Below are 26,452 nucleotides of genomic sequence, written 5' to 3' on the forward strand. Positions count from 1 at the left end.
TAGTTTGATATTTTTTTTGTTCTTTTGTTCTCAATAAAATGATTTCAAAATGCAAAAGTTTGACGCAATACGCCCTTTTTATGAAACTGAAGTAAATGAGGCATTACAAAGTGTAATTCCCCATCCGATGATGAAGGCGTTGATGAATTTTACTTTCCCTGATGTGGAGGATGAGGTATGGAAAGAGCAATTGAAAAAAACCCATTCCATACGAGATTTTCAGTGTAATTTTATTTATCAAACAGTTCAAAAAATTCTTGAAAATAGTTCTGACGGACTTACTACTTCTGGATTTGAGCATTTAGAAAAAAACAATTCCTATTTGTTTATTTCGAATCATCGAGACATTCTTTTAGATACTACACTGTTAAACGCCTCTTTGTTTCAAAATGGACATTTGATGACGGCCTCAGCCATTGGAGATAATTTAGTTAAGAAATCATTTATCAAAACGTTGGCGCGATTGAATCGCAACTTTTTAGTTTTAAGAGGTTTGTCGCCAAGAGAGATGTTGCAGAGTTCTAAATTATTGTCAGAATACATGGGTCAGTTGTTATTGCACGAAAATCGTTCGGTTTGGATTGCGCAGCGAGAAGGTCGAACAAAAGATGGAAATGACGAAACCAACCCAGGAGTTTTAAAAATGATTGGAATGGCATCAGACGAAGCCGATGTAATGCAGTACTTCAAAAAAATTAAAATTGTTCCTGTTTCTATTTCTTACGAATACGACCCAACAGACGTTTTAAAAATGCCTCAACTTTTGGCGGAAGCCAATAATGAAGTCTATGTGAAATCTAAAAACGAAGATTTTAATACAATTATGAGTGGTGTTATGGGCCAAAAGAAGCATATTCATTTGCATATTGGAAAAGTATTGGATACTGAAATTGACCGAATTGTAGCTGAAAATGATTCGTCAAACAAACAAATTCAGGCACTAGCACAAGAAATTGATGATGCTATTTTGAGTAATTATAAGTTGTGGCCCACTAATTTTATTGCTTACGATATTGTCAATAAATCAAATGCCTTTTCTCATTTGTACACGGAATCTGAGAAATCTCTTTTTGAGCGCCGTTTAGAAATGCGAATTGGAACCGACAATCAAGTTGCAATAGATGGATTTTTAGCAATGTATGCGAATCCGGTTGTTAATAAATTAAAATATACCAATGCTTTCTAAAGCAAAAATACTATTGATTTATACCGGAGGGACTATCGGTATGAAAAAGGACTTTGTAACAGGTTCTTTAAAAGCGTTCAATTTTAGTAAATTGTTGCAACGCATTCCTGAGCTTAAATTATTAGACTGCGAAATCGAAACTATTTCTTTTGAAAATCCAATTGATTCTTCCAATATGAATCCGGAGAAATGGGTGAAACTCGCTACTATTATAGAAGAAAATTATAATTCATTTGATGGGTTTGTAGTGCTACACGGATCAGATACGATGTCTTATAGCGCCTCGGCTTTAAGTTTTATGATGGAAAATTTGGGCAAGCCAATTATTTTTACTGGGTCTCAATTGCCAATAGGAGATTTGCGAACCGACGCTAAAGAAAATTTAATTACCGCTATTCAAATTGCCTCTTTGCGGGAAAATGGTGAAGCAGTAGTGAAAGAGGTATGTTTGTATTTTGAATACAAATTGTATCGTGGCAATAGAACTACTAAAATTAATGCCGAACATTTCAAAGCATTCACTTCGCCCAATTATCCTTTTTTAATTGAATCAGGTGTGCATCTCAATATTAATTCGGACTTGTTTTTGCCTTTAAATGTGGATACGAGATTGCAGGTTCATAAAGAATTAGACACCAATGTTATTATTCTAAAATTGTTTCCTGGAATCAGCGAACAATTAATTGATGCTGTGGTGGCAATTCCTAATTTAAGAGGAATCGTTTTGGAAACCTATGGGTCTGGTAATGCTCCTACTGACGAATGGTTTTTATTAGTTTTGAAAAAAGCAATTCTGAATGGAATCCATATAATTAATATAACGCAATGTTCAGGAGGAAGTGTTAGAATGGGACAATATGAAACCAGTGCCGCTTTACTTGAAATTGGCGTTATTTCAGGGAAAGACATGACTACTGAAGCGGCTATTACAAAATTGATGTATTTATTAGGACAAAATACACCACCGTCTAATTTCAGAAATAGATTTGAAACACCATTGCGTGGTGAAATTCAAGAATAGTCTAGTTTCATTTTTATACCTCATTTTTTTTTAAGTTATTTGCAATCCCAATTAGAGAGGTGTCCGAGTGGTTGAAGGAGCAAGCCTGGAAAGTTTGTATATGGGTAACTGTATCGTGGGTTCGAATCCCATCCTCTCTGCAAAATTAAAACTCAAGAGCGATCTTGGGTTTTTTTGTTTTAATTTAGATAATTTTCAACCTTCAAAACGGTATCTTTGTTATTAGTAATAATTAATACAATCCCTATGAAAGAAATGAATAGCTATGTAAAATCGATTTTGGTTTTCCAATTATTTATACTGTATTGTATTCCTATTTTTGGTCAGGAGAATCAAAAATCAGAAATCATCTCTGAAACTAAAATCGATTCGTTGTACCGAGAAGATCAGTTTTTTATTGGTGTTACTTATAATCTTTTTAACAAAACACCTGTTGGTTTTTCAAATGACAAATTTGCTGCCGGTTTAACTGCCGGATTTTTGAGAGACATGCCAATAAACACAAAAAGAAATTTAGCGATTGCACCAGGATTAGGACTGACTTTTAATAATTACAATCAAAATATTGGCATATCAACTAGTAACGGTATACCCTCTTATTCTTTATTGAGTGATCCGTCAAAATATTCTAACAATAAGTTTTCACAATTATTTTTAGATGTCCCTATAGAGTTGAGATGGAGGGGTTCTACTTTTCAAAATCATACTTTTTTTCGCATTCATGCAGGACTAAAACTAAGTTATTTGGTATTTGACAGGTCTGTATTTACTAGTAATTTGGGTGATGTAGCCATTAATAACAATCCTGACTTCAACAAAATCCAGTACGGATTATTTGCTGCAGCAGGATACGGTAGTGCTAATTTATACATTCACTACGGTTTAAATTCTTTGTTTAAAACAGCTCAAATTGCAGGCAATCCAATTAATGCAAGGTCATTAAATATAGGGTTGGTCTTTTATATTTTATAGTATAAAGCTCGAATTCGAAAAGAAGTACTATTTTTGATTCACTAAGACCTGAGTTTCTTAATTTGATACATGAAAATATCCATCCAAAATAGCATTTCAAATCTCAATGCCCAATTCATTGGAGATTGTAGTGATTACACGATTGATTCTATATCGATAGACAGTCGGTCATTGCAAAATAGCGCTACAAGTTTGTTTTTTGCACTTGTAGGGCCAAATAACGATGCTCATCATTACATTGAGGATTTGATTCGTCAAGGAGTTCGTTATTTTGTAGTCAATCACATTCCTGAAAATTGCCTTGGTAAAGCTAACTTTTTAGTAGTCAAGGATACTTTAATCGCCTTACAACAATTAGCAATTAGCTATCGAAGTCAATATAATTTTCCAATAATTGGCATCACTGGAAGTAACGGAAAAACGATAGTTAAAGAATGGCTTAACTTTCTATTAAGCCCAGATTTTAATATCATAAGAAGTCCCAAAAGTTATAATTCTCAAATTGGAGTTCCGCTCTCAATTTTAGGGATTAATAGCCAGCACAATTTAGGGATTTTTGAAGCAGGTATTTCCACAGTAGCGGAAATGGAAAAGTTACAAGATATTATTCGTCCAACGATTGGTATCTTAACTAATATAGGATCTGCACATGATGAGGGATTTGCTTCCATAGGAGAAAAAATTAAAGAGAAGCTTAGATTGTTTAGTAATTGTAACACATTAATATATAATAAAAACAAAACAATTGATGCTTTCTTAAATTCTAGGTTGAATACTTTTTCTTGGAGTTTTAATGATAAAGAAGCAGACGTTTTTATCCAAAAAATTAGTGGAATCGAAAACACCCAATTTCAGGTAAAGTATAAATTAAACAGTTTCGACTTTACCATACCTTTTCAAGATAATGCTTCTATTGAGAATGCGATTCACTGCGTGATGGTATTGTTATATTTTAACTATGATCCTTTAATTATTGAGAGTAGAATACGATTGCTTTATCCTGTAGAAATGCGACTTAAACTGAAGAATGGAATTAACGGAACTACCCTTATTGATGATAGTTATAGTTCCGATTTTCAGTCTTTAAAAATAGCTTTAGATTTTTTAGAAAGTCAAAAGCATCACAAAAAAAAGACAGTTATACTTTCCGATATTTTTCAGAGCGGATTGTCAAATGAGGAGTTGTATTCTAAAGTGTCACAATTAATTATTGCTAACAAAATAAATAGGGTAATCGGAATTGGCAAAACGATTTCGGAGTTTAAACACAAGTTTGTTAATTGCTCAACTTATGCCACCACTCATGAGTTTATTGAACAATTTGATAGTGATAATTTACGAAATGAAACGATTCTGATAAAAGGGGCTAGAAGTTTCCATTTTGAAGAAATTGTTACTGCTTTTGAAGAAAAAACGCATGAGACGGTACTTGAAGTGAATTTGAATGCGATTAGCAATAATTTAAGTTTTTATAAATCAAAATTGAAGCCAGAAACCAAAATGATGGTAATGGTAAAGGCTTTTAGTTATGGCAATGGCGGAGTAGAGATAGCTAAATTATTAGAGCATCATTGTGTTGATTATTTGGGAGTTGCATTTGCAGACGAGGGCATTGCATTAAAAAATGCAGGAATTCAATTGCCAATTATGGTTTTGAATCCAGAAACAACCAGTTTTGAGGCAATCATTCAATATCAATTAGAACCAGAAATATACAGTTTGAAGGGGCTTAATGCTTTTCTTAAACTTGCAGAACAAAAAAACTTAAGACATTTTCCTATTCATATCAAGTTGGATACAGGCATGCATCGTTTGGGCTTTGAATCCAACACTATAGAAGAGTTAATTGCTGCCTTGAAAGGAAATCAACATGTAATTGTCAAAAGTATTTTATCGCACATGGCCACGAGTGATGCAGTCGAACACCTTGATTTTTCATTACATCAAATTAAGTTATTTGAAATCTTATCTCAACAATTGATGGTTGAATTAGATATTCAACCTATTCGTCATATTCTAAACACTTCTGGGATAAGTAATTTTACTCACGGGCAATATGATATGGTGCGGTTAGGGATTGGATTGTACGGAATTTCTAACGATCAGGAAGAACAAAAACAGTTGGAAAATGTTAGTACTTTAAAATCAGTCATTTCACAGATTAGAACAATTTCAGAAGGTGAAAGTGTAGGGTACGGAAGGAGATTTGTTGCAAAGTGCTCAACAGATGTAGCCACGATCCCTATTGGATATGCTGATGGAATCTCCAGGTTATGGGGAAATGAAGTAGGCTATGTTTCGATAAACAAACAAAAAGCAGCAATTATAGGTAGTATATGTATGGACATGTTGATGGTTAATGTTACTGGAATTAATTGTGTTGAAGGTGATCCGGTTATTATTTTTGGAGATTCTCCAACGGTAATTGAGATAGCACAAAAAACACATACGATTCCGTATGAAATTTTAACCAGTATTTCTCAACGTGTGAAACGTATTTTTTATAGAGAATAAGATTTTATAGTAATTATTTATGGGATTTTTTACAGATTTTAAAGCCTTTTTAATGAAAGGCGAAATAGTTAATCTAGCCACTGCGGTAATTGTTGGAGGTGCTTTTGGGAAAATAGTTACCTCATTTACAAATGATGTTTTAATGCCTCCTATCGGGCTGCTTTTAGGAAAGGTAGATTTCAAGAATTTAAAATTAGTACTTCAAGACGGTGTTCCTGAGGTAACGGAGAATGGTATTCAAAAAACGGCTGCTATTGCTGAGGTGACTCTTAATTACGGAGCTTTTATACAAACTGTTTTTGATTTCGTAATTATCGGTTTTTGTATTTTTATAGTTTTAAAAACCTACGAAAAAGCCCAACAAAAAATCATTAAAAATGAAGTTCCTAAAGAGACAAGCGGCCCTACGCAAGAACAATTACTTACTGAAATCCGCGATTTGTTGAAAAACAAATAAAAATGTTATAAATTTAACAATTTGTTATTTTTTGTGAACACACTTGTTCCAAACTCTTTATTGGTTATTTTTGTCCAATAAAATTACAATTCAACTCTAATTATATACAATGAGAATAGCAGTAGTAGGAGCTACCGGAATGGTTGGCGAAATAATGTTAAAAGTTTTAGCAGAAAGAAATTTTCCGGTATCGGAGTTAATTCCTGTGGCTTCTGAAAAATCAGTGGGTAAAGAAATTGATTTCAAAGGAACTAAGTACAAAGTAGTGGGTTTACAAACAGCGGTTGATATGAAAGCAGATATTGCTTTATTTTCTGCTGGTGGAAGCACGTCGTTAGAATGGGCTCCAAAATTTGCTGCTGTAGGAACTACCGTGATTGATAATTCATCGGCTTGGAGAATGGATCCTACTAAGAAATTAGTTGTGCCTGAAATCAATGCAGGAGAATTAACAGCTGAAGATAAAATTATTGCTAATCCCAATTGTTCAACAATCCAGATGGTATTGGCTTTAGCACCTTTACATAAAAAATACAATATCAAACGTATCATTGTTTCAACGTATCAATCCATTACAGGAACGGGAGTAAAAGCCGTACAACAATTCGAAAATGAATGTGCTGGTATCGAGGGAGATATGGTATACAAATATAAAATCAACCGAAATTGTATTCCACAGTGTGATAGTTTTGAGAACAATGGATACACTAAAGAGGAAATGAAATTAGTGAACGAAACGAAGAAAATCTTAAGTGATAATTCTATAGCTGTGACTGCAACCGCTGTTCGTGTTCCAGTTGTTGGGGGGCACAGTGAAGCTTTAAATGTTGAGTTTACTAACGATTTTGATGTAAGTGAAGTGCGAACTATTTTGAGTCAAACAGATGGTGTAGTGGTTCAAGATAATTTGGATACGTTTACTTATCCAATGCCACGTTATGCCGAAGGTAAAAACGAAGTTTTTGTAGGTAGAATTCGTCGTGACGAAAGCCAACCTAACACAATAAATATGTGGGTTGTAGCAGATAATTTAAGAAAAGGAGCTGCTACAAATACCATTCAAATCGCAGAGTATTTGATTGCAGCTAAACTAGTATAGTATAATTTATATTTATTAAAAAGCCATTTACTCATTGAAAGTAAATGGCTTTTTTTATGTTTCTCTCTTAATTTTAGTAATTATTGCTCTCATTTTTATAGTTTTACAGAACCACAATAACTATTATTTTATACCAATATGAAGAAATATATATTCTTAGGATTATTGAATTTTTATTCTTTATCTTTTTTTGCTCAAAATGAATCACAAAATAATGATGTTAACCAATTAGTGGATTTATGGCACAAAGCAGCTTCAGAAGCTAATTTCAAACAATACTTTGATGTAATGGCAGATGATGCAATTTTTATTGGGACTGACGCTACTGAATATTGGAATAAACAAGAATTTGAAAACTATGCCAAACCTCATTTTGATAAAGGAAAGGCATGGTCTTTTACTGCTTTAGAGAGACATATTTATTTTGATTCAACAGGAAATACCGCTTGGTTTGATGAATTATTGGATACACAAATGAAAATTTGTAGAGGTTCAGGAGTACTTGTTAAAACAGGAGGGCGATGGAAAATTAAACATTATGTTTTATCAATGACTATACCAAATGAGACTAGTAAATCAGTAATAACAATTAAGTCTCCTATTGAACAGCCCATAATAACACGTCTTCGATCTAAATCATAACATTTTAAACTATCTTTTCTCTAAGATAATTCTAATGAAGCCTACTTTTATCCTATATATTTCCTTAATTTTGCCAAAATATTTTAAATAAAGTGGGAAGTAAAAACAAATTAAAAAGGTTCAAGGAAAACGAGACGTTTAACAATGTTTTTCAGCCAACAAGAGAAGAAGTTGTAGGTGATTTATTTCCGTTAAAGGGCAAATGGAATTCAGATTTTTTTAAAAATGACAATCCGATCGTTTTAGAGTTGGGCTGTGGAAAAGGAGAATACTCTGTAGGTCTAGCCGAAAGATATCCAAATAAAAATTTTATTGGAATTGACATTAAAGGCGCGCGTTTTTGGCGTGGGGCTAAAACAGCTGTTGAAACGGGGATGCATAATGTTGCTTTTATTCGAACTCAAATCGAACTGATTAATCATATTTTTGCTGAAAATGAAGTAGATGAAATTTGGATTACGTTCCCTGATCCACAAATAAAATACAAACGCACGAAGCACCGAATGACTAATTCAGAGTTTTTGAAGTTGTATAAAAAAATATTGAAGAAAGACGGTGTGATGAACTTAAAAACTGACAGTGAATTCATGCACGGATACACCCTTGGATTATTGCATGGAGAAGGTCATGAAGTGGTATACGCTAATCATAACGTGTATACAAATGAAGGAAGTCCAGAAGAGGTTACTGCTTTTCAAACATTTTATGAGAAACAATATTTAGAAATTAACAAAGCAATTACGTATATTAGATTTAAAATTAAATAGTGTCGTTTCAGTTTCAGGATTTGGAGTAAAAGCAACACATTGGTACTGAAACAAAGGCTATATGACTATAATTTCCACTTTATTTTTTGGGTTTATTAGTGCGGTAATAGGGATTCTTCCACCTGGATTAATCAATATGACTGTGGCTAAAGTCAATAGTAAAGAAGGTAAGAATGCTGCTCTTTGGTTTGTTTTTGGAGCAGTAATTGTAATTTTTGTCCAAGTTTCACTTGCAATTTTATTTGCTCAATTTATTGGAGCCCGTCCAGAAGTTGGTCTTTTGTTTAGAGAAATAGGCGCTGTTATTTTTTCAATTTTAGCGGTCTACTTTCTTTGGATTGCTTCGCCACCGAAAAAAATAAAAGGTAAGGTGATTAAACAACGAACTTCTACTCGTTTTTTTTTAGGGATGTTGCTATCGGCATTGAATTTTTTTCCAATCCCATATTATGTTGTAGTAAGTCTTTGGCTAGCTTCTTTAAATTGGTTTATTTTTGAACCTCTTTCCATACTAATTTTTGTTTTTGGTGCAATTCTTGGATCTATTCTAGTTTTTTACAGCTACATTTTGTTTTTTGTAAAAATTGAAACAAAAACTGATTTTTTCATGAAAAACATGAATAAAATTATCGGAAGTATAACAGCTGTAGTTGCAATTATAGCATTATTCAATATTGTTCAATATTATTGGACTTAACTAGTGTATGACTAAGTCAAACGATAATTTTTTCCAACGCGTTTACGATATTGTAAGGCAAATCCCTTATGGGAAAGTAACTTCTTATGGAGCCATTGCTAAAGCTTTAGGCACAGCCCGTTCTGCTCGTATGGTTGGTTGGGCTATGAATGCATCGCACCATTTAGATGATGTTCCAGCCCATCGTGTTGTAAATAGAAAAGGATTGCTCACAGGTAAATTACATTTTGACGGAACCAATTTAATGCAGCAATTACTCGAAAATGAAGGAATTCAAATTAAAGACAATCAAATTGTTGATTTTGAAAGTCATTTCTGGGAGCCAATAACCGATAATTCTTCTGATTTTACTATTTAAAATCAAATAAAAAGTATTGATTTTCATATCAATAAATCCAATCTAAAAACACGGAATTACGAATAGAATCTGCTATATTTGCAATTCATATTCAGTTTAAATAAAAGGAACATAACCCATTTGCTAAGACGAAGTATTTTTAATAAAAAAGAAAATGAAATTAGATAGAAAAGAGATCCTAAAAGCATTAGAAACTATTTCAATTGCTGGAGAAGGGAAAAATATGGTGGAAAGTGGTGCAGTAGCTAATGTAATTACTTTTGGCGATGAAGTGGTGGTAGATTTAGTTTTGCACACCCCAGCAATGCACATTAAAAAAAGAGCTGAAGACGATATCAAAAAAACAATTCATGATTTGATTTCCCCTGACGCTAAGGTGAAGGTGAATAGTAAAGTAGAAGTAGCGGATAAACCTGAAATAAAAGGCAAAGCGATTCCTGGAATTAAAAATATTATTGCAGTCGCTTCTGGCAAAGGAGGTGTAGGAAAGTCTACAACTACAGCTAATTTAGCTGTTTCTTTAGCTAGAATGGGATTTTCAGTTGGGGTTTTAGATGCCGATATTTATGGCCCATCTATGCCAATTATGTTTGATGTAGAAAATGAGAAACCAATTTCTATTGAGGTAGATGGTAAATCTAAGATGAAACCAATTGAGAGTTATGAAGTAAAAATCTTATCAATAGGATTTTTCACCTCTCCAAGTCAAGCAGTTATTTGGCGTGGGCCAATGGCAGCTAAAGCATTGAATCAAATGATTTTTGATGCTAATTGGGGTGAATTAGACTTCCTTTTAATTGATTTACCTCCTGGAACAGGTGATATTCACCTCTCCATCATGCAATCGCTTCCAATTACAGGTGCTGTTGTTGTAAGTACGCCTCAAGCTGTAGCTTTGGCGGATGCCAAAAAAGGAGTTTCCATGTTTTTATCAGAAGCAATCAATGTTCCAGTTTTAGGAATTATCGAAAACATGGCCTATTTCACACCGGAGGAATTACCTAATAATAAATATTATATTTTTGGACAAGAAGGAGCTAAAAACTTAGCTGCAGACTTGAATGTTCCTTTCCTTGGCGAAGTGCCAATTGTTCAATCTATTCGTGAAGCAGGAGACTATGGTCGCCCTGCCGCGATGCAAGAGGGTTCAGTGATCGAAGCAGTTTTCCAAGAAATTACTCGCAATGTTGTGCAACAAACGGTTGCTAGAAACGAAAGTTTACCAGCGACTGAAGCAATAAAAATTACAACTATGGCAGGTTGTTCAGCAGTTAAAAAATAATTTAAAGATATGACAAAAGAAGAAGTATTGTCGAATGTGCTAAAAGCCCTAGAGGAAATTAGACCTTTTTTGAATTCGGATGGTGGAGACATTTCATTGGTAGAAATTAAAGATGATAAGCATGTAAAAGTTCGTCTTGAAGGGGCGTGTACAAGCTGTAGTGTCAATCAGATGACTTTAAAAGCGGGTGTTGAAACTACAATAAAAAAATACGCGCCTCAAATTGAAACAGTCATAAATGTACTTTAGCTTGCTTTTATGATAACAATAAATACAATTAAAGAATAAATTACAAATGGACGTTTTAATTAAAATTAAAGATAGAGAAGGAGTGGTCCATGAATTGCAGGCGCCAACAGATATGGCTATGAATATCATGGAATTGTGTAAAGCCTATGAGCTTCCAGTTGAAGGAACTTGTGGCGGAATGGCGATGTGTGCTTCTTGTCAATGTTATGTGCTAAACGATGTGTCTTTGCCAGAAAAAGGAGATGATGAAGAAGCTATGTTATCAGAAGCTTTTTATGTAAAGTCAAATAGTCGTTTAGGATGTCAAATACCCATAACCGAAGATTTAGATGGATTAGAATTAGAATTAGCTCCTGAAAATTAATAAAAAAAGCGAGAATTTTTTCTCGCTTTTTTGTGTTTTGAAAATTTCTAAATTAGGCCATTTCAGTTTTTAGTGATAAACTTTCTTCAATAGCATCCCAAAGGCCGATGCGTTTTTCTAGAGCTAATATGGAAATCTTTTCTACTTCATCCCATTTTTTAGCATCATTGCCACACAATTCAGTTACCATTCCCATAGCCATAGGTCCATGTTCATCAGCATCTAATTCAATATGTCGTTCAAAATAGTAAATTAGTTTTTTCAAATCAGTTTCAGGAAAATTCGCTTGAAAGTTTTTCAAAATAGCAGTAAACATACTCGGAATTAAATCTTCTCTTCCAAATGTGAATGCTGCTGCGATTTCATGAGCTTTACCTTCTTCAATAACTCTGAATGTAAAATCTAAAAACGCTTTTATATTAGGATGTAAATTACTTGTTTTAATGGCAACAAAAATATTGTTTAAGGAACTGAGATTAGTTAAAAAATCTTCAATTTCTTTAGTATTCGCTCCGCAATCTTGCATAGCTTCTAAGTACATTTCAAAATGACTTTGGCGACGGCCATCTAAAGTTAAATCACTCTCTTCGGCTACCACAATTTCATTAATCAAATAACGAATTTGGGTGTTGGCTGTTGGAAACCATGGAGTTGTTGTGCAAGTTAACTTAGATTGTAAGGCTTTCAATAAAGACATAAAATCCCATACGGCATACACATGATTTTCTAAAAAATGATGTAAATCCTCTAGAGTTTGTACTTTATTGTAGAGAGAGTGTTGAAGTAAAGTTTCTTTTTGAGACTGAATGCTATTGTTTATAGTTTCAATATTCATTTTTCTAATTTTTTGTAAAAGTAAGAAAGCTTCTTATTTACAAGAAGCTTTAACTATCGATTTTATGAATACTTTAATAACTGTTTGTTCTTATTTGAATGCTGAAATTCCTGTAATATCCATTCCTGTAATTAGTAAATGAATATCGTGTGTGCCTTCATAGGTAACAACCGATTCCAAGTTCATCATGTGACGCATTATAGAATATTCGCCTGTGATTCCCATTCCACCTAGCATTTGTCGCGCATCGCGCGCAATTTGAATAGCCATTTCAACATTATTCCTTTTTGCCATTGAAATCTGAGCGGTAGTAGCTTTTCCTTCGTTTTTTAAGACACCTAAACGCCAGGTTAGCAACTGAGCTTTAGTGATTTCTGTAATCATTTCGGCTAATTTTTTTTGTTGTAATTGAGTTCCGGCAATTGGTTTGTCAAACTGAATTCTTTCTTTAGCATATCGCAAAGCTGTATCATAACAATCCATTGCAGCTCCAATAGCTCCCCATGCGATTCCATAACGAGCAGAATCTAAACAGCCAAGCGGAGCTCCCAATCCTGATTTATTAGGCAGTAGGTTCTCTTTAGGAACTTTTACGTTGTCAAAAATCAATTCACCAGTAGAAGATGCACGAAGAGACCATTTGTTGTGTGTTTCAGGAGTAGTAAAACCTTCCATACCACGTTCAACAATTAACCCATGAATACGACCTTCTTCATTTTTAGCCCAAACCACCGCAATATCTGCAAACGGAGCATTAGAAATCCACATTTTGGCACCATTTAGTAGGTAGTGATCTCCATTGTCTTTAAAATTAGTAGTCATTCCGCCAGGATTTGAACCATGGTCGGGTTCAGTCAAACCAAAACATCCCATTAATTCTCCAGTGGCTAATTTTGGTAAATATTTTTGACGTTGTTCTTCGTTTCCGTATTTCCAAATAGGGTACATCACTAATGACGACTGCACTGATGAAGTGGAACGAACTCCAGAGTCACCGCGTTCTATTTCTTGCATGATGAGTCCATAAGAGATTTGGTCTAAACCGGCTCCACCATATTCTTCAGGAATATAAGGGCCAAATCCACCAATTTCTCCTAGACCTTTAATGATTTGTTTTGGAAATTCTGCACGTTGTGCAAAATCCTCAATAATTGGGGAAACTTCTCGTTTTACCCATGCTCTAGCAGAGTCACGAACTAATTTGTGTTCCTCAGTCAATAAATCATCTAAATTGTAATAATCAGGTGCTTGAAATAAGTCTGGCTTCATTATATTCGGTTTTTATGAAAACAAATTTACACAAAGTAATATAACAAAATAAAAATAAAATGTTATAATTTCACGAAACTACATTTTTAAATAAAACTCTTTTGTCAGTTCGATGTATTCTGGGGTGTATTGATGGCGGGCTGTTTCGATGATTAACTCGTCTGAGTGTAAAGTAGGTAATTCAAAACGTTTAAAAGCCAATAAACTACGTTTGATTTCAGTAGTTGGGGTTCCTTTAACGCGTGTGATTTTTATTGGATACAATTCAAATTCCTTGGCGATAGCTAAAAATCGTTCTTCTTCTTTATAAGGTATAATAACGGCCAAAATTCCGTTTTCGGATAATAATAAATCAGCGACTTCAATTAAATCCTCGAAAGGAAGTGCGTCTTGAAAGCGCGCTAAATCACGTTGTTCGTCATTTGTTTTATAATCTTCAGCATAAAACGGCGGATTAGATACAATTAAATCATACTCGTCTTCCGGCTCTTCCATGAATTCGTCTAAGCCTGCATGAAAACAAAATAAGCGATCGTTCCAAGGCGAATTTTCAAAATTATCTGTGGCTTGTTCGTATGCATTTTCTTCTATTTCTAAAGCGTCAATTTGGGCTGCATTAGAGCGTTGTGCTAGCATCAAAGCAATAATTCCAGTTCCAGTTCCAATGTCTAAAATGCTATATGGGTTGTGTAAAATCGGAGCCCAAGCGCCTAGTAATACACCATCAGTGCCAATTTTCATAGCGCATTGATCTTGCTCGAGTGAGAATTGTTTGAATTGGAATTTAGACATAAAGATTGCGGATTACAGATTAACGAATGATGATTTCTGATTTTTTCGAATAACCGAATAAACAAATCTCCGAATAACCTATCTAAAGGTACATCTCAATCAAACCTTCTGGCAAATTCATTACGACTTTTTTATTTTCGCGATCAATTTTCACCAAGAAATGGTCAATCATTGGAATTAAAATTTCAACAGCACCGTTGAGTACTTCAAAAAGAGGTTGTGCAGTTGAATCGTTAACGGATTGAATTTTTCCAACTACACCAAGGCGTTGGTCTTCTACTTCAAAACCTATTACTTCGTGAAAATAAAATTTATTACCACTTAATTTAGGTAACATACTTAATGGGAGGTATAGGTCATTGCCTAAAAGGGCTTCGGCCTCTTCTTCTGTAGTTACATCTTCAAAACGAACTCTAAGAAAGTCGTTTTTATGTAGGGAGGAGGTTTCAATAAAAAAAGGAACCAAGTGTTTGTTGCATTCAACAAACACTGATTCCAGATTTTCGTATAACTCGGGTTCGTCTGTGTCTAAATAGGCTAAGACTTCCCCCTTGAAACTAAATTTTTTAGCGATTTTACCTAAATAGAAACAATCTTCTTTACGCATTGTCGCTTAGAGAATTTATGCTTCAGTTGTTTCGTTATTTTCTTCTTCAACAGCAGGAGTTTCAACAACTTCTTCGGCAACAGCTTCAACAGCTACTTCCTCAGCAGGAGCTTCAACAACTTCTTCAGCAGCAGCCTCAACAGCTACTTCCTCTTCAGCAACAACTTCTTCTTCAACAGCAGGAGTTGCAGCAGCAATAGCATCAGCTTCAGCTTGAGCCGCTGCAGCTAAACGTTTTGCATTTACTTCTTTTTCTGCTTTCAAAGCTTTTGCTTTAGCATCCGCCTGCGCTTTTGATAAACCATCTTTTTTAGCATTTACTTTACCAGCTTTTGCTTCTAACCAAGCAGCTAATTTTGCATCAGCTTGTTCTTGAGTTAAAGCTCCTTTACGAATACCTCCATCAAGGTGGTGTTTCAATAAAGCACCTTTGTAAGAAAGAATTGCTTTTGCAGTATCTGTTGGTTGTGCACCATTGTGCAACCATTTTACAGCGCTATCCAAGTTTAATTCGATAGTTGCAGGGTTAGTGTTTGGATTGTAAGTACCGATTTTCTCTAAGTATTTACCATCTCTTTTTGAGCGAGCATCAGCTGCTACTACCCAGTAAAACGGTTTTTGTTTTTTACCGTGTCTTTGTAATCTAATTTTTACTGACATAATCTTATGATTAAATTTTGAGGTACTCGACCTCGGTTAATTAAGGGTGCAAAGATACATTTTTTATTTAAAAATGCTAATTCGAATTCTATTTTATTAATTTATAAATGTGGTAGCTGTTTTTAGGTCTAATTCATTGACCTTAAGGATGTTTTTTGATAATTATATCATAAATAAGTGCAATCATAGTAGATTAGGATATATTAAGACTACATTTGTCGCTTAATTAAACAAGTTTATATGAACATTTTTGTGGGAAGTCTTCCATTCAGTATTGAGGAAGCAGATTTAAGAGAGTCTTTCGAGGCTTACGGAGCAGTAGATTCAGTAAAAATTATTACTGATAAGTTTACTGGTAGAAGTAAAGGTTTTGGTTTTGTTGAAATGCCAAGCGATGAGGAAGCTCAAAAAGCAATTGACGAATTGAATGGTGCTACTGTTCAAGGACGTTCAATCGTAGTAAACAAATCTGAGCCGAAACCAGAAGGCGAAAGAAGAAGTTTTAACAACAACCGTGGTGGAGATTCACGCGGAGGTTACGGAAATAACCGTGGCGGTGGAGACCGTGGAGGTAGAGGAGGATATTAATATTTTTTCTTTATATATAAAAAGGTGTCAATGAAAATTGACACCTTTTTTATTTTAAATCGGATTGTGAATTACAAATTCAACACTAACCAATCACCTACTTCACTTGTTTTGTATGCTTTTGATCCTTTTGAAGCTAAATCCTCCGTTACAACTCCTTGTTCTAATGATTTGTTGACTACGTTTCTGATCGCTTCTGCTTCCGCTTTTAATCCGAAAGCATCTTCAAACATCATCGCTGCTGATAAAATAGTAGCCAATGGATTAGCAATATTCAATCCGGTAGCTTGTGGATACGATCCGTGAATGGGTTCATATAAAGAAGTATGTTCTCCCACAGATGCCGACGGCATTAATCCCATTGATCCTGAAATTACAGATGCTTCATCCGTTAAAATGTCTCCAAATAAGTTTTCAGTAATTAATACGTCATACGAATTAGGCCATTGTACTAATCGCATCGCAACAGCATCTACAAATTCATACGATACTTCTACTTCTGGATAGTCTTTTTCCATTGCTTGAACGGTTTCTCTCCACAAACGAGACGTTTCTAATACGTTGGCTTTGTCCACACAACATAATTTTTTAGAACGCGTCATAGCTAATTCAAAACCTTTTTTAGCCAAACGTTGTACTTCGGCTCTAGTGTAAACACAGTTGTCAAAAGCAGTGTCTCCGTTGTCTTTTCTTCCTTTTTCACCAAAGTAAATTCCGCCCGTTAATTCTCTTAAGAAAACTAAATCAGTGCCTTCAATACGCTCTCTTTTTAAAGGAGAATTGTCAATTAAAGAAGGGAAAGTAAAGGTTGGTCGCACATTAGCAAACAAACCTAATTTTTTACGCATCAACAACAATCCTTGTTCTGGACGTACTTTTGCCGATGGATCGTTATCGTATTTTGGATGTCCAATAGCACCAAATAAAACTGCATCGGCTTTCATACAAATTTCGTGTGTTTCATCTGGATAAGGAACGCCAACAGCAGCGATAGCGCAAGCACCTGTTAATGCTGGCGTCCAGTCAATTTCGTGATTGAATTTTTTTGCAATAGCATCCGAAACTTTTACAGCTTCATTAATTACTTCTGGTCCTATTCCGTCTCCGGCTAAAAGAGCAATATTGAATTTCATTGAGTATTTTTTTGTTATAATTTTTAATTTGTTGCTTTATACGCTTACGACATTCAGCATTTTTTGAGTCGCTACAATTGCGGCTACAGTTTGATCTGAATCCAATCCGCGGGTTTTGAATTCTTTTCCGCTATTGGTCCAAGTGATGATGGTTTCACACAATGCATCAGAGCTACTTCCAGGAGGAATTCGCACAGCGTAGTCTACTAATTTGGGCAAACTCATTTTTTTGCTTTTGTAAATTTTAGCTAACGCATTCATAAAAGCATCAAACTGTCCGTCACCTTGTGCATTTTCTTCGATAACTTCCCCGTCAATTTTTAAACAAAGTGTTGTCGAAGGGCGAATACCTTTCGCGTGAACTAATACGTAAGATTCCACAGTAATACGTTCTTCATAGCTTTGGCTATCCAAAACATCCGATATAATATAGGGTAAATCTTCTTTGGTAACGGTTTGTTTTTTGTCGCCCAATTCAATAATTCTTTGGGTAACCAATTTTAAATCGTCTTGATTGAGCTGTAACCCTAATTCTTGAAGATTCTTTTCGATGTTGGCTTTTCCTGAAGTTTTTCCTAGGGCATATTTTCTTTTCCTTCCAAAACGTTCTGGAAGTAAATCGTTGAAATATAAATTATTTTTATTGTCACCGTCAGCGTGAATTCCTGCGGTTTGCGTGAAAACGTTGTCGCCTACAATCGGTTTATTGGCTGGAATTCTGTAGCCTGTAAAAGTTTCAACCAATTTGCTCACGGAGTACAGAGACGATTCTTTAACATTGATATCCACGTCATGCATAAAATCATTGATTACCGCAACGGTGCTTTCAAGTGGTGCATTTCCTGCTCTTTCTCCCATTCCGTTTACGGTAACATGTAAGCCATGAATACCCGCTTTAACTGCTTCGATTGCGTTAGCAACACTTAAATCGTAATCGTTGTGAGCATGAAAATCAAAATGGGTGTTAGGGTATTTTGCCGTAATGGTTGAAACAAAATCAAATACTTCTGACGGAATCAATACTCCTAAAGTATCCGGTAACAGGATTCTTTTAACTGGTTGTTGTGTCAAAAAATCCAAGTATTGAAAAACATAGTCAGGAGAATTGCGCATTCCGTTGCTCCAATCTTCTAAATAGACGTTGGTTTCAATATTATTTTCTTTTGCCAAAGCGATTGCTTGTGCAATTTCATTAAAATGTTGTTCGGGTGTTTTCTTTAATTGGTATGTCAAATGGTTGAGCGAACCTTTGGTTAATAAATTTTGGACTTTTGCTCCCGCTTTTTTCATCCATTCAATTGAAATGCCATTATCTACAAAAGATAAAACTTCAATTTTATCTGTGTATCCTTTATTAGCAGCCCACTCCATGATGCCTTTCACTCCTTGAAATTCTCCTTCGCTCACGCGCGCCGAAGCAATTTCGATACGATCAATATGAAGTTCTTCAAGCAACAATTGTGCAATGGTTAATTTTTCTGCAGCAGAAAATGATACTCCCGATGTTTGTTCTCCATCGCGAAGTGTCGTGTCCATTATTTCAATTTTTCTTTTCCCCATTTTTCATTTGAATTGGAAAGCAATTTATTTCAAATTAAAGAGCCATCCAGAAACCTAAATTTTATTCTGAATTTATTTTTAGTAAGGCAATTGGTTGGCAAACTCAACAATTTCTTCCTTCATACTTTGTAAGTAATCAATATCATCAAAACCATTGATCATATTGTTCTTTTTGTATCCATTGATATCAAAAGACTCACTTTGACCTGTAGCCAATAACGTAATTGTTTGTGCTGGTAAATTGATTTCCAATTCCGTGTTGGGATCCGCTTCAATTGCACTAAATATAGTAGCGGCAAATTCTGGACTTACTTGAACAGGAAGTACTCCGATATTCAAACAATTTCCTTTGAAAATATCTGCAAAGAAACTCGATACTACCGCTCTGAATCCGTAATCGTAAACTGCCCAAGCAGCGTGTTCTCTTGAAGAACCTGAACCGAAGTTTTTTCCACCCACAAGGATTTTCCCGCTGTACGTTGGATTGTTTAAAACGAAATCTGTTTTTGGAGTATCATCCCCATTGTATCTCCAGTCTCTGAAAAGATTATCACCAAAACCTTCGCGTTTGGTTGCTTTCAAGAAACGTGCTGGTATAATTTGATCAGTATCTACGTTTTCTATAGGTAGTGGCACCGCACTACTTCTTAGAACATTAAATTTATCGTATGCCATTTGATTTTTGATTAGCCCCCCAACCCCCAAAGGGGGAGTTGCAGGAGGACGTATGTTTTTATATTTTTTTCTATTTCGTTTGTTCCCCCTTTTTGGGGTTAGGGGGCTTATAACAACTCTCTAGGATCAGTCAATTTACCTGTAACTGCAGCTGCAGCAGCCATAATTGGACTTGCCAATAAAGTTCTTGAGCCAGGACCTTGACGACCTTCAAAGTTTCTGTTGGATGTGCTTACTGCATATTTTCCAGCAGGTACTTTGTCATCATTCATTGCCAAACAAGCTGAACAACCTGGCTGACGCAATACAAATCCTGCTTCGGTAAGAATATCTAACAATCCTTCTTCTTTGATTTGTGCTTCTACAACGTGGGAACCTGGAACTAACCAAGCCGTAACGTTGTCTGCTTTTTTTCTTCCTTTTACAATTTCGGTAAAAGCTCTAAAATCTTCAATGCGACCATTTGTACAACTTCCTAAGAAAACGTAATCGATGGGTTTTCCAATCATCATATCATTTTCTTCGAAGCCCATGTAGGCTAGTGATTTTTTGTAGGTTTCCGCGCCACCTTCTACTTGGTTAGCATTCGGAATATGTTTAGAAATACCAATTCCCATTCCAGGATTAGTACCATAGGTAATCATTGGTTCAATGTCAGCTGCGTTAATGTTCAATTCAGCATCAAAAACCGCATCCGCATCTGTTTTTAATGTTTTCCAATAGGCTACCGCTTTGTTCCAAGCTTCACCTTTTGGAGCGTGTAATCTTCCTTCTAAGAAATCAAAAGTAGTTTGGTCTGGAGCAATCATACCGCCACGAGCACCCATTTCGATACTTAAGTTACACACGGTCATACGGCCTTCCATAGTCATGTTTTCAAAAACATCACCAGCATATTCTACAAAATATCCTGTACCACCAGAAGTAGTTAATTGGGCAATAATATAAAGTGCTACGTCTTTTGGACCAACACCCTTGCTTAATTGACCGTTTACGTTAATACGCATTTTCTTTGGTTTGGGCTGCATAATACATTGCGTAGACAATACCATTTCTACCTCAGATGTTCCGATACCAAAAGCAATGGCACCAAATGCTCCGTGAGTAGAAGTGTGAGAATCTCCACAAACAATGGTAGCACCCGGTAAAGTAATCCCGTTTTCGGGACCTACTACGTGAACAATTCCATTTTTTTGGTGACCCAATCCCCAGTGAGAAATCCCATATTCTTTGGCATTGTCTTCTAAAGCTTTCAATTGATTAGCAGAAAGCGGGTCTTCAACAGGTAGGTGTTGATTTATTGTTGGTGTGTTGTGATCAGCAGTTGCAAAAGTGCGTTCTGGATACAAAACCGAAACACCTCTTGATTTTAAACCTAAAAAAGCTACGGGACTAGTAACTTCATGGATGAAATGACGGTCAATAAAAAACACGTCCGGTCCATCTTCAATTTTACGCACAACGTGCGAATCCCATACTTTGTCAAATAATGTTTTACTCATTGTAACTTTTTTTAATGTATTTCTCTGTATTACAGTTGGTTTATTAGATAACAATTGTAATAATAGTAGCAAAATTAGAAAAAGAAATTAAGTAGACTTAGTAGTACTTATGCTATATACGATACCCAAATTAACTTTTGCTTTTAAAATCAAATATTACTTTACGCTAATTGAAAACTATTTTCTTAAATTTTAAAAAATGGGGTTCTTATTTACCTCTTTTCAGGAGCGCTTTTTTGTTTTTAAGATTTGAAAATTTTAGAATAATTTCGCTAATAATTCGTCAATTTTAAACAAAAACACCCCATTATGCAGTAAAAAACAATAAAAAAGGCAAAAAAAGGTCAAATTATAATTTACATTTTATGCCTTGCTTAAGGTTATTTTTTTATGAGCTTGCTTGAAAAACAATAGTTGATTTTATGAATTCATTTTACGACATCCAAAAAATCACAACTTTACTTTTTTGTTAATAACTTCCCTCATTTTTTAGACCAAAAAAAACTAAATTTGAAACTCATTTTTTGTGAGTTTTTCTAATTTTAAAATGTTTACAACCAGTTAAATAAACTATCAAAATCGATGTGATTTTGGTTCCCGAATACTGTTTTCGGGCTGGAACGATGAAATATGTATTTAATATTTGATACCGAAACCACAGGTTTACCAAAGCGTTGGGACGCACCAATCACCGATACTAACAACTGGCCACGTTGTATACAAATTGCTTGGCAGTTGCACGATGATATGGGAAAACTCATCGAGCATCAAGATTATTTGGTCAAACCAGAAGGCTTTAATATTCCTTATGATGCGGAACGAATTCACGGTATTTCAACGGAGTTAGCAGAAGCGGAAGGAATTCCTTTGGCTGAGGTTTTAGAAAAATTCAATAGTTCTTTGGCGAAAGCCAAGTTCATTGTAGGTCAGAATTTAGGTTTTGACGTCAATATTATGGGATGTGAATTCCATCGAATGAGCATGGAATCGCCAATGGCATCATTACCGGTTTTAGATACCTGTACTGAAGTAACGGCTTCCCTTTTAAAATTACCCGGCGGTCGTGGAGGGAAATTCAAATTACCTACCCTGACCGAATTGCATAGTTATCTTTTTAATCAGCCATTTGCAGAGGCCCACAATGCCACTGCCGATGTGGAGGCTACAACACGATGTTTTTTAGAATTAATTCGACGCGAAATATTTACTAAGGAAGAATTAGATGTACCCGCTTCCTATTTCCAAGATTTCCAAAATAGAAACCCGAGAACGATTGAACTAATTGGTTTACAACACATCAATTTAAAAGAAGCTTCGGATCGAATTCGTCAACAGTTCGGAGAGAAACAAGCACCTACGGTTTCGAAACAAACACTTTCAGACAATAAAAAAGTATTAATTGATGCTGATTTTGTGCACCTTCATAATCATACTCAGTTTTCGGTTTTGCAATCTACCATAAGTGTTGCTGCATTAGTAAAAGCTGCAGCTAAACATAAAATGCCTGCTGTGGCAATGACAGATCACGCCAATTTAATGGGAGCGTTTCATTTTGTTCGCGATATTTTAGCCCATAATAAATCAGTTGCAACCAAAAACAAAGAAGCGGTTGAAAAAGGAGAAGAACCAACAGAGGTTCCTATGAAACCCATTGTAGGTTGTGAGTTTTTTGTTTGCGACAATCATAAAGACAAGTCTCGTAAAGACAATGGGTACCAAATTGTTCTTTTGGCAAAAACCAAAAAGGGCTATCATAATTTGGCTAAAATGTCTTCGATTGCGCATACCGAAGGCTTTTATTATGTACCTAGAATTGATAAAAAAGTAATTCAAGAGTACAAAGAAGATATTATTGTTTTATCAGGTAATCTTTATGGCGAAATCCCAAACAAAGTTTTGAACTTGGGTGAAAACCAAGCCGAAGAAGCCTTGCTTTGGTGGAAAAATGAATTCCAAAACGATTTTTATATTGAGGTTATGCGCCACAATCAAGAAGATGAAAATCGGGTGAATACCGCTTTGATTGCTTTGGCTAGAAAGCACCAAGTGAAGCTGGTTGCGACCAATAATATTTTTTATATCGATAAAGAAAATGCCAATGCCCACGATATTTTATTGTGTGTGCGCGATGGTGAAAAACAAACTACACCAATAGGCCGAGGTCGTGGTTACCGTTACGGTTTGCCTAATCAAGAATATTATTTCAAGTCGGGCGATGAGATGAAACAACTTTTCAACGACTTGCCTGAAGCGATTTCCAATATTGCTGAAATTGTAGATAAAATTGAAATTTATGATTTAGCCCGTGACGTTTTATTGCCAAAGTTCGAAATTCCATCGGAGTTTTTAGTTCCAGAAGATGAGGCAGACGGTGGAAAACGAGGTGAAAATAAGTATTTGCGTTACCTTACTTTTGAAGGAGCCAAAAAACGCTACCCTGAGATTACTCCCGAAATACAAGAGCGTTTGGACTTTGAGTTGATGACAATTGAAAACTCAGGTTATCCAGGTTACTTTTTGATTGTGCAAGATTTCATTGCTGAAGCAAGAAATATGGGCGTGTCTGTCGGTCCAGGAAGGGGTTCGGCAGCAGGATCAGTAGTGGCGTATTGTTTGAAAATTACGAATATTGATCCACTAAAATACAACTTGCTTTTTGAGCGTTTCTTGAATCCCGATCGTGTGTCTTTACCCGATATTGATATTGATTTTGATGATGAAGGGCGAAGCAGTGTGATGGACTATGTGATTCGAAAATATGGTTCCAAACAAGTAGCTCAGATTATTACCTATGGTAAAATGGCAACGAAATCGGCTATTCGTGATACAGCACGTGTATTGGATTTACCCTTATTTGAGGCCGATAAAATTGCGAAGTTAATTCCTGGCATGATGCCCTCGAAATGGAATTTGGCTCGTTTTTTAAACGAAGACGATGCTTTGATCAAGAAAACAGTTCGTCCAGAAGAATACGATAAAATCAAAGAATTAATTGCCTTAGCTGGTGGAACAGATTTAGGAGGACAAACCATACAACAAGCTAAAGTTTTAGAGGGAAATCTTCGAAACACAGGAATTCACGCTTGCGGTGTGATTATTACCCCTGATGACATTACAAATTTTGTACCGGTTGCAACTGCCAAAGATTCGGATTTGTACGTGACCCAATTTGATAACTCGGTGGTAGAAAGTGCCGGTTTATTAAAGATGGACTTCTTGGGGTTGAAAACCCTAACCTTAATTAAAGATACGGTTAAATTAGTGAAATACAGATCTGGAATCGATTTAAATCCAGATGAATTTCCTATTGACGATTTAAAAACATATGAACTTTTTCAACGTGGTGAGACAGTAGGGATTTTCCAATATGAGAGTCCTGGGATGCAGAAATACATGAAGGAATTAAAGCCGACGGTTTTTCCTGATTTGATTGCCATGAACGCCTTGTATCGTCCAGGTCCAATTGCTTATATCCCGAGTTTTATTAAACGTAAAAATGGAGAAGAGCCTATTGTGTATGACTTAGATGATTGCGAAGAGTTGTTGAAAGACACCTACGGAATTACGGTTTACCAAGAGCAGGTAATGCTTTTGTCGCAAAAATTAGCTGATTTCTCAAAAGGGGATGCCGACGTTTTGCGAAAAGCAATGGGGAAAAAGATGATTGATGTCTTGGCTAAAATGGAACCGAAATTCATTGAGCAAGCCATGGCAAAAGGACACGCCAAAGACAAATTAGAGAAAATTTGGAACGACTGGAAGGCTTTTGCCGAATATGCGTTTAATAAATCGCACTCTACTTGTTACGCTTGGATTGCCTATCAAACCGCTTATTTGAAAGCTAATTATCCTGCTGAATATATGGCTGCGGTACTTTCAAACAATATGAGCGATATCAAACAAGTGTCGTTTTTTATGGAAGAATGTAAGCGAATGGGATTGCAGGTTTTAGGTCCAGACGTAAATGAGTCGTTTTATAAATTTACGGTAAACGATGATTATGCTGTTCGTTTTGGAATGGGAGCGATAAAAGGAGTAGGGTCTGGTGCTGTAGCAACTATTGTCGAGAACAGAAAAGACGGAAAATACAAGTCGATTTTTGATTTGACTAAACGTATTGATTTGCGTGCCGCGAATAAAAAAGCATTAGAGAATCTAGCTTTAGCCGGAGGATTTGATTCGTTTGAAGGTACGACTCGTGCACAATATTTTCATGATGATGGCGACGGAATTACTTTTTATGAAAAAGCAATGCGTTACGGGGCCAAGTTCCAAGAAAACGAAAATTCATCACAAGTGAGTTTGTTTGGAGAAAGTAGCGATGTGCAAATCGCCGAGCCTGTGGTGCCGCCCTGTGAGGATTGGAGTACCATGGAAAAATTAGCCAAGGAGAAAGAAGTCGTTGGAATTTATATTTCTGGACATCCTTTGGATGATTATAAATTTGAGATGAAACACTTTTGCAATGCCAAATTGGAAGCGCTGAAACATTTAGAGCATTATGTAGGGAAAACGCTTTCTTTTGGAGGAATTATCAATAACGTGCAGCACAGAGTGGCTAAAAACGGTAAAGGTTGGGCTTCTTTTTTTCTGGAAGGCTATGACGAAAGCTACGAGTTTAGAATCTTTGGAGAAGAGTATTTGAAATTTCGTCACTTTTTGATTCAGAACAATTTTACTTATATGCGTGTTTTGGTAAAAGAAGGATGGGCAGATAAAGAAACCGGTAAAAAAGGAGAACCTCGATTGCAATTTACATTAATCCAATATTTACAAGATGTTTTACCGTCATTTGCTAAAAAATTAGTTTTGTTATTGAACATCAACGATATTCAAACTGATTTTATCCAGCAATTGAACCAACTTTTTCAAGAGAACAAAGGAGATAACACGGTTACTTTTGAAATAATGGAATTGGAAAAAATCACAAAAATTGTAGAAACCACCTCTGAAATTTCGGATACTGAAGAAGAAATTTTTGTAGAAGAAACCGATGGCGATGAGGTAGATGTTCCATTAATGGAAGCGCAAAAAATCAGCTCAACAACTGAAGTGGAAGAAATCAATGTGGTAACTAAATTAAGTATGCCAAGTCGCAAATTGAAAGTCAAAATATCCAATGAATTGCTTTTTGAATTGGAAAAAAGACAAATTAATTTTAAATTGAATTAGTAAATAAACAATGGCAATACTTTCATAACCAAAACTAATTTGGGAATGATA

The 26,452-nt window shown here is 35.4% G+C and carries 24 protein-coding genes and 1 tRNA gene; 16 read left to right on the forward strand and 9 right to left on the reverse strand.

Annotated elements, in window-relative coordinates:
- Nucleotides 1-49 precede the first annotated feature (49 nt).
- The 14 genes from LPC23_RS03880 (at nt 50) to LPC23_RS03945 (ending at nt 11,608) form a co-directional block, all read left to right on the forward strand.
- The gene (locus LPC23_RS03880; RefSeq protein WP_229331232.1) at nt 50-1,186 is read left to right on the forward strand and encodes a 1-acyl-sn-glycerol-3-phosphate acyltransferase; all 1,137 of its coding nucleotides are present in this window, start codon (nt 50-52) and stop codon (nt 1,184-1,186) included.
- Nucleotides 1,176-2,207, forward strand: a complete 1,032-nt coding sequence (locus LPC23_RS03885; RefSeq protein WP_229331235.1) for an asparaginase — start codon at nt 1,176-1,178, stop codon at nt 2,205-2,207. Before LPC23_RS03880 ends, LPC23_RS03885 begins: the two co-directional genes overlap by 11 nt.
- Nucleotides 2,208-2,260: 53 nt before the next feature.
- Nucleotides 2,261-2,347: transfer RNA gene (locus LPC23_RS03890), tRNA-Ser, on the forward strand.
- A gap of 106 nt (nt 2,348-2,453) precedes the next feature.
- Nucleotides 2,454-3,179, forward strand: coding sequence for a porin family protein (locus LPC23_RS03895; RefSeq protein ID WP_229331237.1), 726 nt, complete (start codon nt 2,454-2,456; stop codon nt 3,177-3,179).
- Nucleotides 3,180-3,248: 69 nt separating this feature from the next.
- Nucleotides 3,249-5,693, forward strand: coding sequence for a bifunctional UDP-N-acetylmuramoyl-tripeptide:D-alanyl-D-alanine ligase/alanine racemase (locus LPC23_RS03900; protein WP_229331239.1), 2,445 nt, complete (start codon nt 3,249-3,251; stop codon nt 5,691-5,693).
- Between the two features lie 19 nt (nt 5,694-5,712).
- On the forward strand, nt 5,713-6,150 hold the full coding sequence (mscL, locus tag LPC23_RS03905) for a large-conductance mechanosensitive channel protein MscL (protein ID WP_229331240.1): 438 nt from the start codon (nt 5,713-5,715) through the stop codon (nt 6,148-6,150).
- 109 nt (nt 6,151-6,259) lie between these two features.
- Nucleotides 6,260-7,249 carry an aspartate-semialdehyde dehydrogenase gene (locus tag LPC23_RS03910; RefSeq protein ID WP_229331242.1) on the forward strand — a complete coding sequence of 330 codons (990 nt, stop codon included), beginning with the start codon at nt 6,260-6,262 and terminating at the stop codon, nt 7,247-7,249.
- Between the two features lie 138 nt (nt 7,250-7,387).
- Nucleotides 7,388-7,891, forward strand: coding sequence for a nuclear transport factor 2 family protein (locus LPC23_RS03915; protein WP_229331244.1), 504 nt, complete (start codon nt 7,388-7,390; stop codon nt 7,889-7,891).
- A gap of 92 nt (nt 7,892-7,983) precedes the next feature.
- Nucleotides 7,984-8,658 (forward strand): tRNA (guanosine(46)-N7)-methyltransferase TrmB, encoded by a 675-nt coding sequence (gene trmB / locus LPC23_RS03920; protein WP_229326735.1) that lies wholly within the window; start codon nt 7,984-7,986, stop codon nt 8,656-8,658.
- 61 nt (nt 8,659-8,719) lie between these two features.
- Nucleotides 8,720-9,355: a LysE family transporter gene (locus LPC23_RS03925; RefSeq protein WP_229326737.1), complete on the forward strand. Its 636-nt coding sequence runs from the start codon at nt 8,720-8,722 to the stop codon at nt 9,353-9,355.
- Nucleotides 9,356-9,362: 7 nt separating this feature from the next.
- Entirely contained in the window at nt 9,363-9,713 is a 351-nt protein-coding gene (locus LPC23_RS03930) for an MGMT family protein (protein ID WP_229331246.1), read from the forward strand.
- 154 nt (nt 9,714-9,867) lie between these two features.
- Entirely contained in the window at nt 9,868-10,995 is a 1,128-nt protein-coding gene (locus LPC23_RS03935) for an Mrp/NBP35 family ATP-binding protein (RefSeq protein ID WP_229326741.1), read from the forward strand.
- 9 nt (nt 10,996-11,004) lie between these two features.
- Nucleotides 11,005-11,244, forward strand: a complete 240-nt coding sequence (locus tag LPC23_RS03940; RefSeq protein ID WP_229331248.1) for a NifU family protein — start codon at nt 11,005-11,007, stop codon at nt 11,242-11,244.
- 46 nt (nt 11,245-11,290) lie between these two features.
- Complete coding sequence (locus LPC23_RS03945; RefSeq protein ID WP_229331251.1) at nt 11,291-11,608, forward strand: 2Fe-2S iron-sulfur cluster-binding protein; 318 nt, start codon at nt 11,291-11,293, stop codon at nt 11,606-11,608.
- Nucleotides 11,609-11,660: 52 nt separating this feature from the next.
- Here LPC23_RS03945 and LPC23_RS03950 read toward each other — a convergent pair whose 3' ends face one another.
- The 5 genes from LPC23_RS03950 to LPC23_RS03970 form a co-directional block, all read right to left on the reverse strand.
- Complete coding sequence (locus LPC23_RS03950) at nt 11,661-12,443, reverse strand: DUF3050 domain-containing protein (protein WP_229331253.1); 783 nt, start codon at nt 12,441-12,443, stop codon at nt 11,661-11,663.
- A 90-nt stretch (nt 12,444-12,533) separates the two neighbouring features.
- Complete coding sequence (locus tag LPC23_RS03955) at nt 12,534-13,712, reverse strand: acyl-CoA dehydrogenase family protein (RefSeq protein WP_229331255.1); 1,179 nt, start codon at nt 13,710-13,712, stop codon at nt 12,534-12,536.
- Between the two features lie 78 nt (nt 13,713-13,790).
- Nucleotides 13,791-14,504: a tRNA1(Val) (adenine(37)-N6)-methyltransferase gene (locus LPC23_RS03960; protein WP_229331257.1), complete on the reverse strand. Its 714-nt coding sequence runs from the start codon at nt 14,502-14,504 to the stop codon at nt 13,791-13,793.
- 82 nt (nt 14,505-14,586) lie between these two features.
- Nucleotides 14,587-15,111: a ribosome maturation factor RimM gene (rimM, locus tag LPC23_RS03965; protein WP_229326753.1), complete on the reverse strand. Its 525-nt coding sequence runs from the start codon at nt 15,109-15,111 to the stop codon at nt 14,587-14,589.
- Nucleotides 15,112-15,126: 15 nt separating this feature from the next.
- Entirely contained in the window at nt 15,127-15,771 is a 645-nt protein-coding gene (locus tag LPC23_RS03970) for a 30S ribosomal protein S16 (protein WP_229331259.1), read from the reverse strand.
- Between the two features lie 240 nt (nt 15,772-16,011).
- On the opposite strand from LPC23_RS03970, the gene LPC23_RS03975 reads away from it, so the two are divergent.
- Nucleotides 16,012-16,359 carry an RNA recognition motif domain-containing protein gene (locus LPC23_RS03975; protein ID WP_229318204.1) on the forward strand — a complete coding sequence of 116 codons (348 nt, stop codon included), beginning with the start codon at nt 16,012-16,014 and terminating at the stop codon, nt 16,357-16,359.
- Between the two features lie 71 nt (nt 16,360-16,430).
- Here the strand turns inward: LPC23_RS03975 and leuB are convergent, their stop codons facing one another.
- The 4 genes from leuB to leuC form a co-directional block, all read right to left on the reverse strand.
- The gene (gene leuB / locus LPC23_RS03980; RefSeq protein WP_229331261.1) at nt 16,431-17,492 is read right to left on the reverse strand and encodes a 3-isopropylmalate dehydrogenase; all 1,062 of its coding nucleotides are present in this window, start codon (nt 17,490-17,492) and stop codon (nt 16,431-16,433) included.
- Nucleotides 17,493-17,528: 36 nt separating this feature from the next.
- Entirely contained in the window at nt 17,529-19,052 is a 1,524-nt protein-coding gene (locus tag LPC23_RS03985) for an alpha-isopropylmalate synthase regulatory domain-containing protein (protein WP_229331263.1), read from the reverse strand.
- A 78-nt stretch (nt 19,053-19,130) separates the two neighbouring features.
- Entirely contained in the window at nt 19,131-19,727 is a 597-nt protein-coding gene (leuD, locus tag LPC23_RS03990; RefSeq protein WP_229331265.1) for a 3-isopropylmalate dehydratase small subunit, read from the reverse strand.
- A 107-nt stretch (nt 19,728-19,834) separates the two neighbouring features.
- The gene (gene leuC, locus LPC23_RS03995) at nt 19,835-21,229 is read right to left on the reverse strand and encodes a 3-isopropylmalate dehydratase large subunit (RefSeq protein ID WP_229331267.1); all 1,395 of its coding nucleotides are present in this window, start codon (nt 21,227-21,229) and stop codon (nt 19,835-19,837) included.
- A 630-nt stretch (nt 21,230-21,859) separates the two neighbouring features.
- On the opposite strand from leuC, the gene dnaE reads away from it, so the two are divergent.
- On the forward strand, nt 21,860-26,401 hold the full coding sequence (dnaE, locus tag LPC23_RS04000) for a DNA polymerase III subunit alpha (protein ID WP_229331269.1): 4,542 nt from the start codon (nt 21,860-21,862) through the stop codon (nt 26,399-26,401).
- The last annotated feature ends 51 nt before the right edge of the window (nt 26,402-26,452 follow it).

Origin of the sequence: Flavobacterium ammonificans (genome assembly GCF_020885975.1) — a bacterium.
Lineage (GTDB): Bacteria > Bacteroidota > Bacteroidia > Flavobacteriales > Flavobacteriaceae > Flavobacterium > Flavobacterium ammonificans.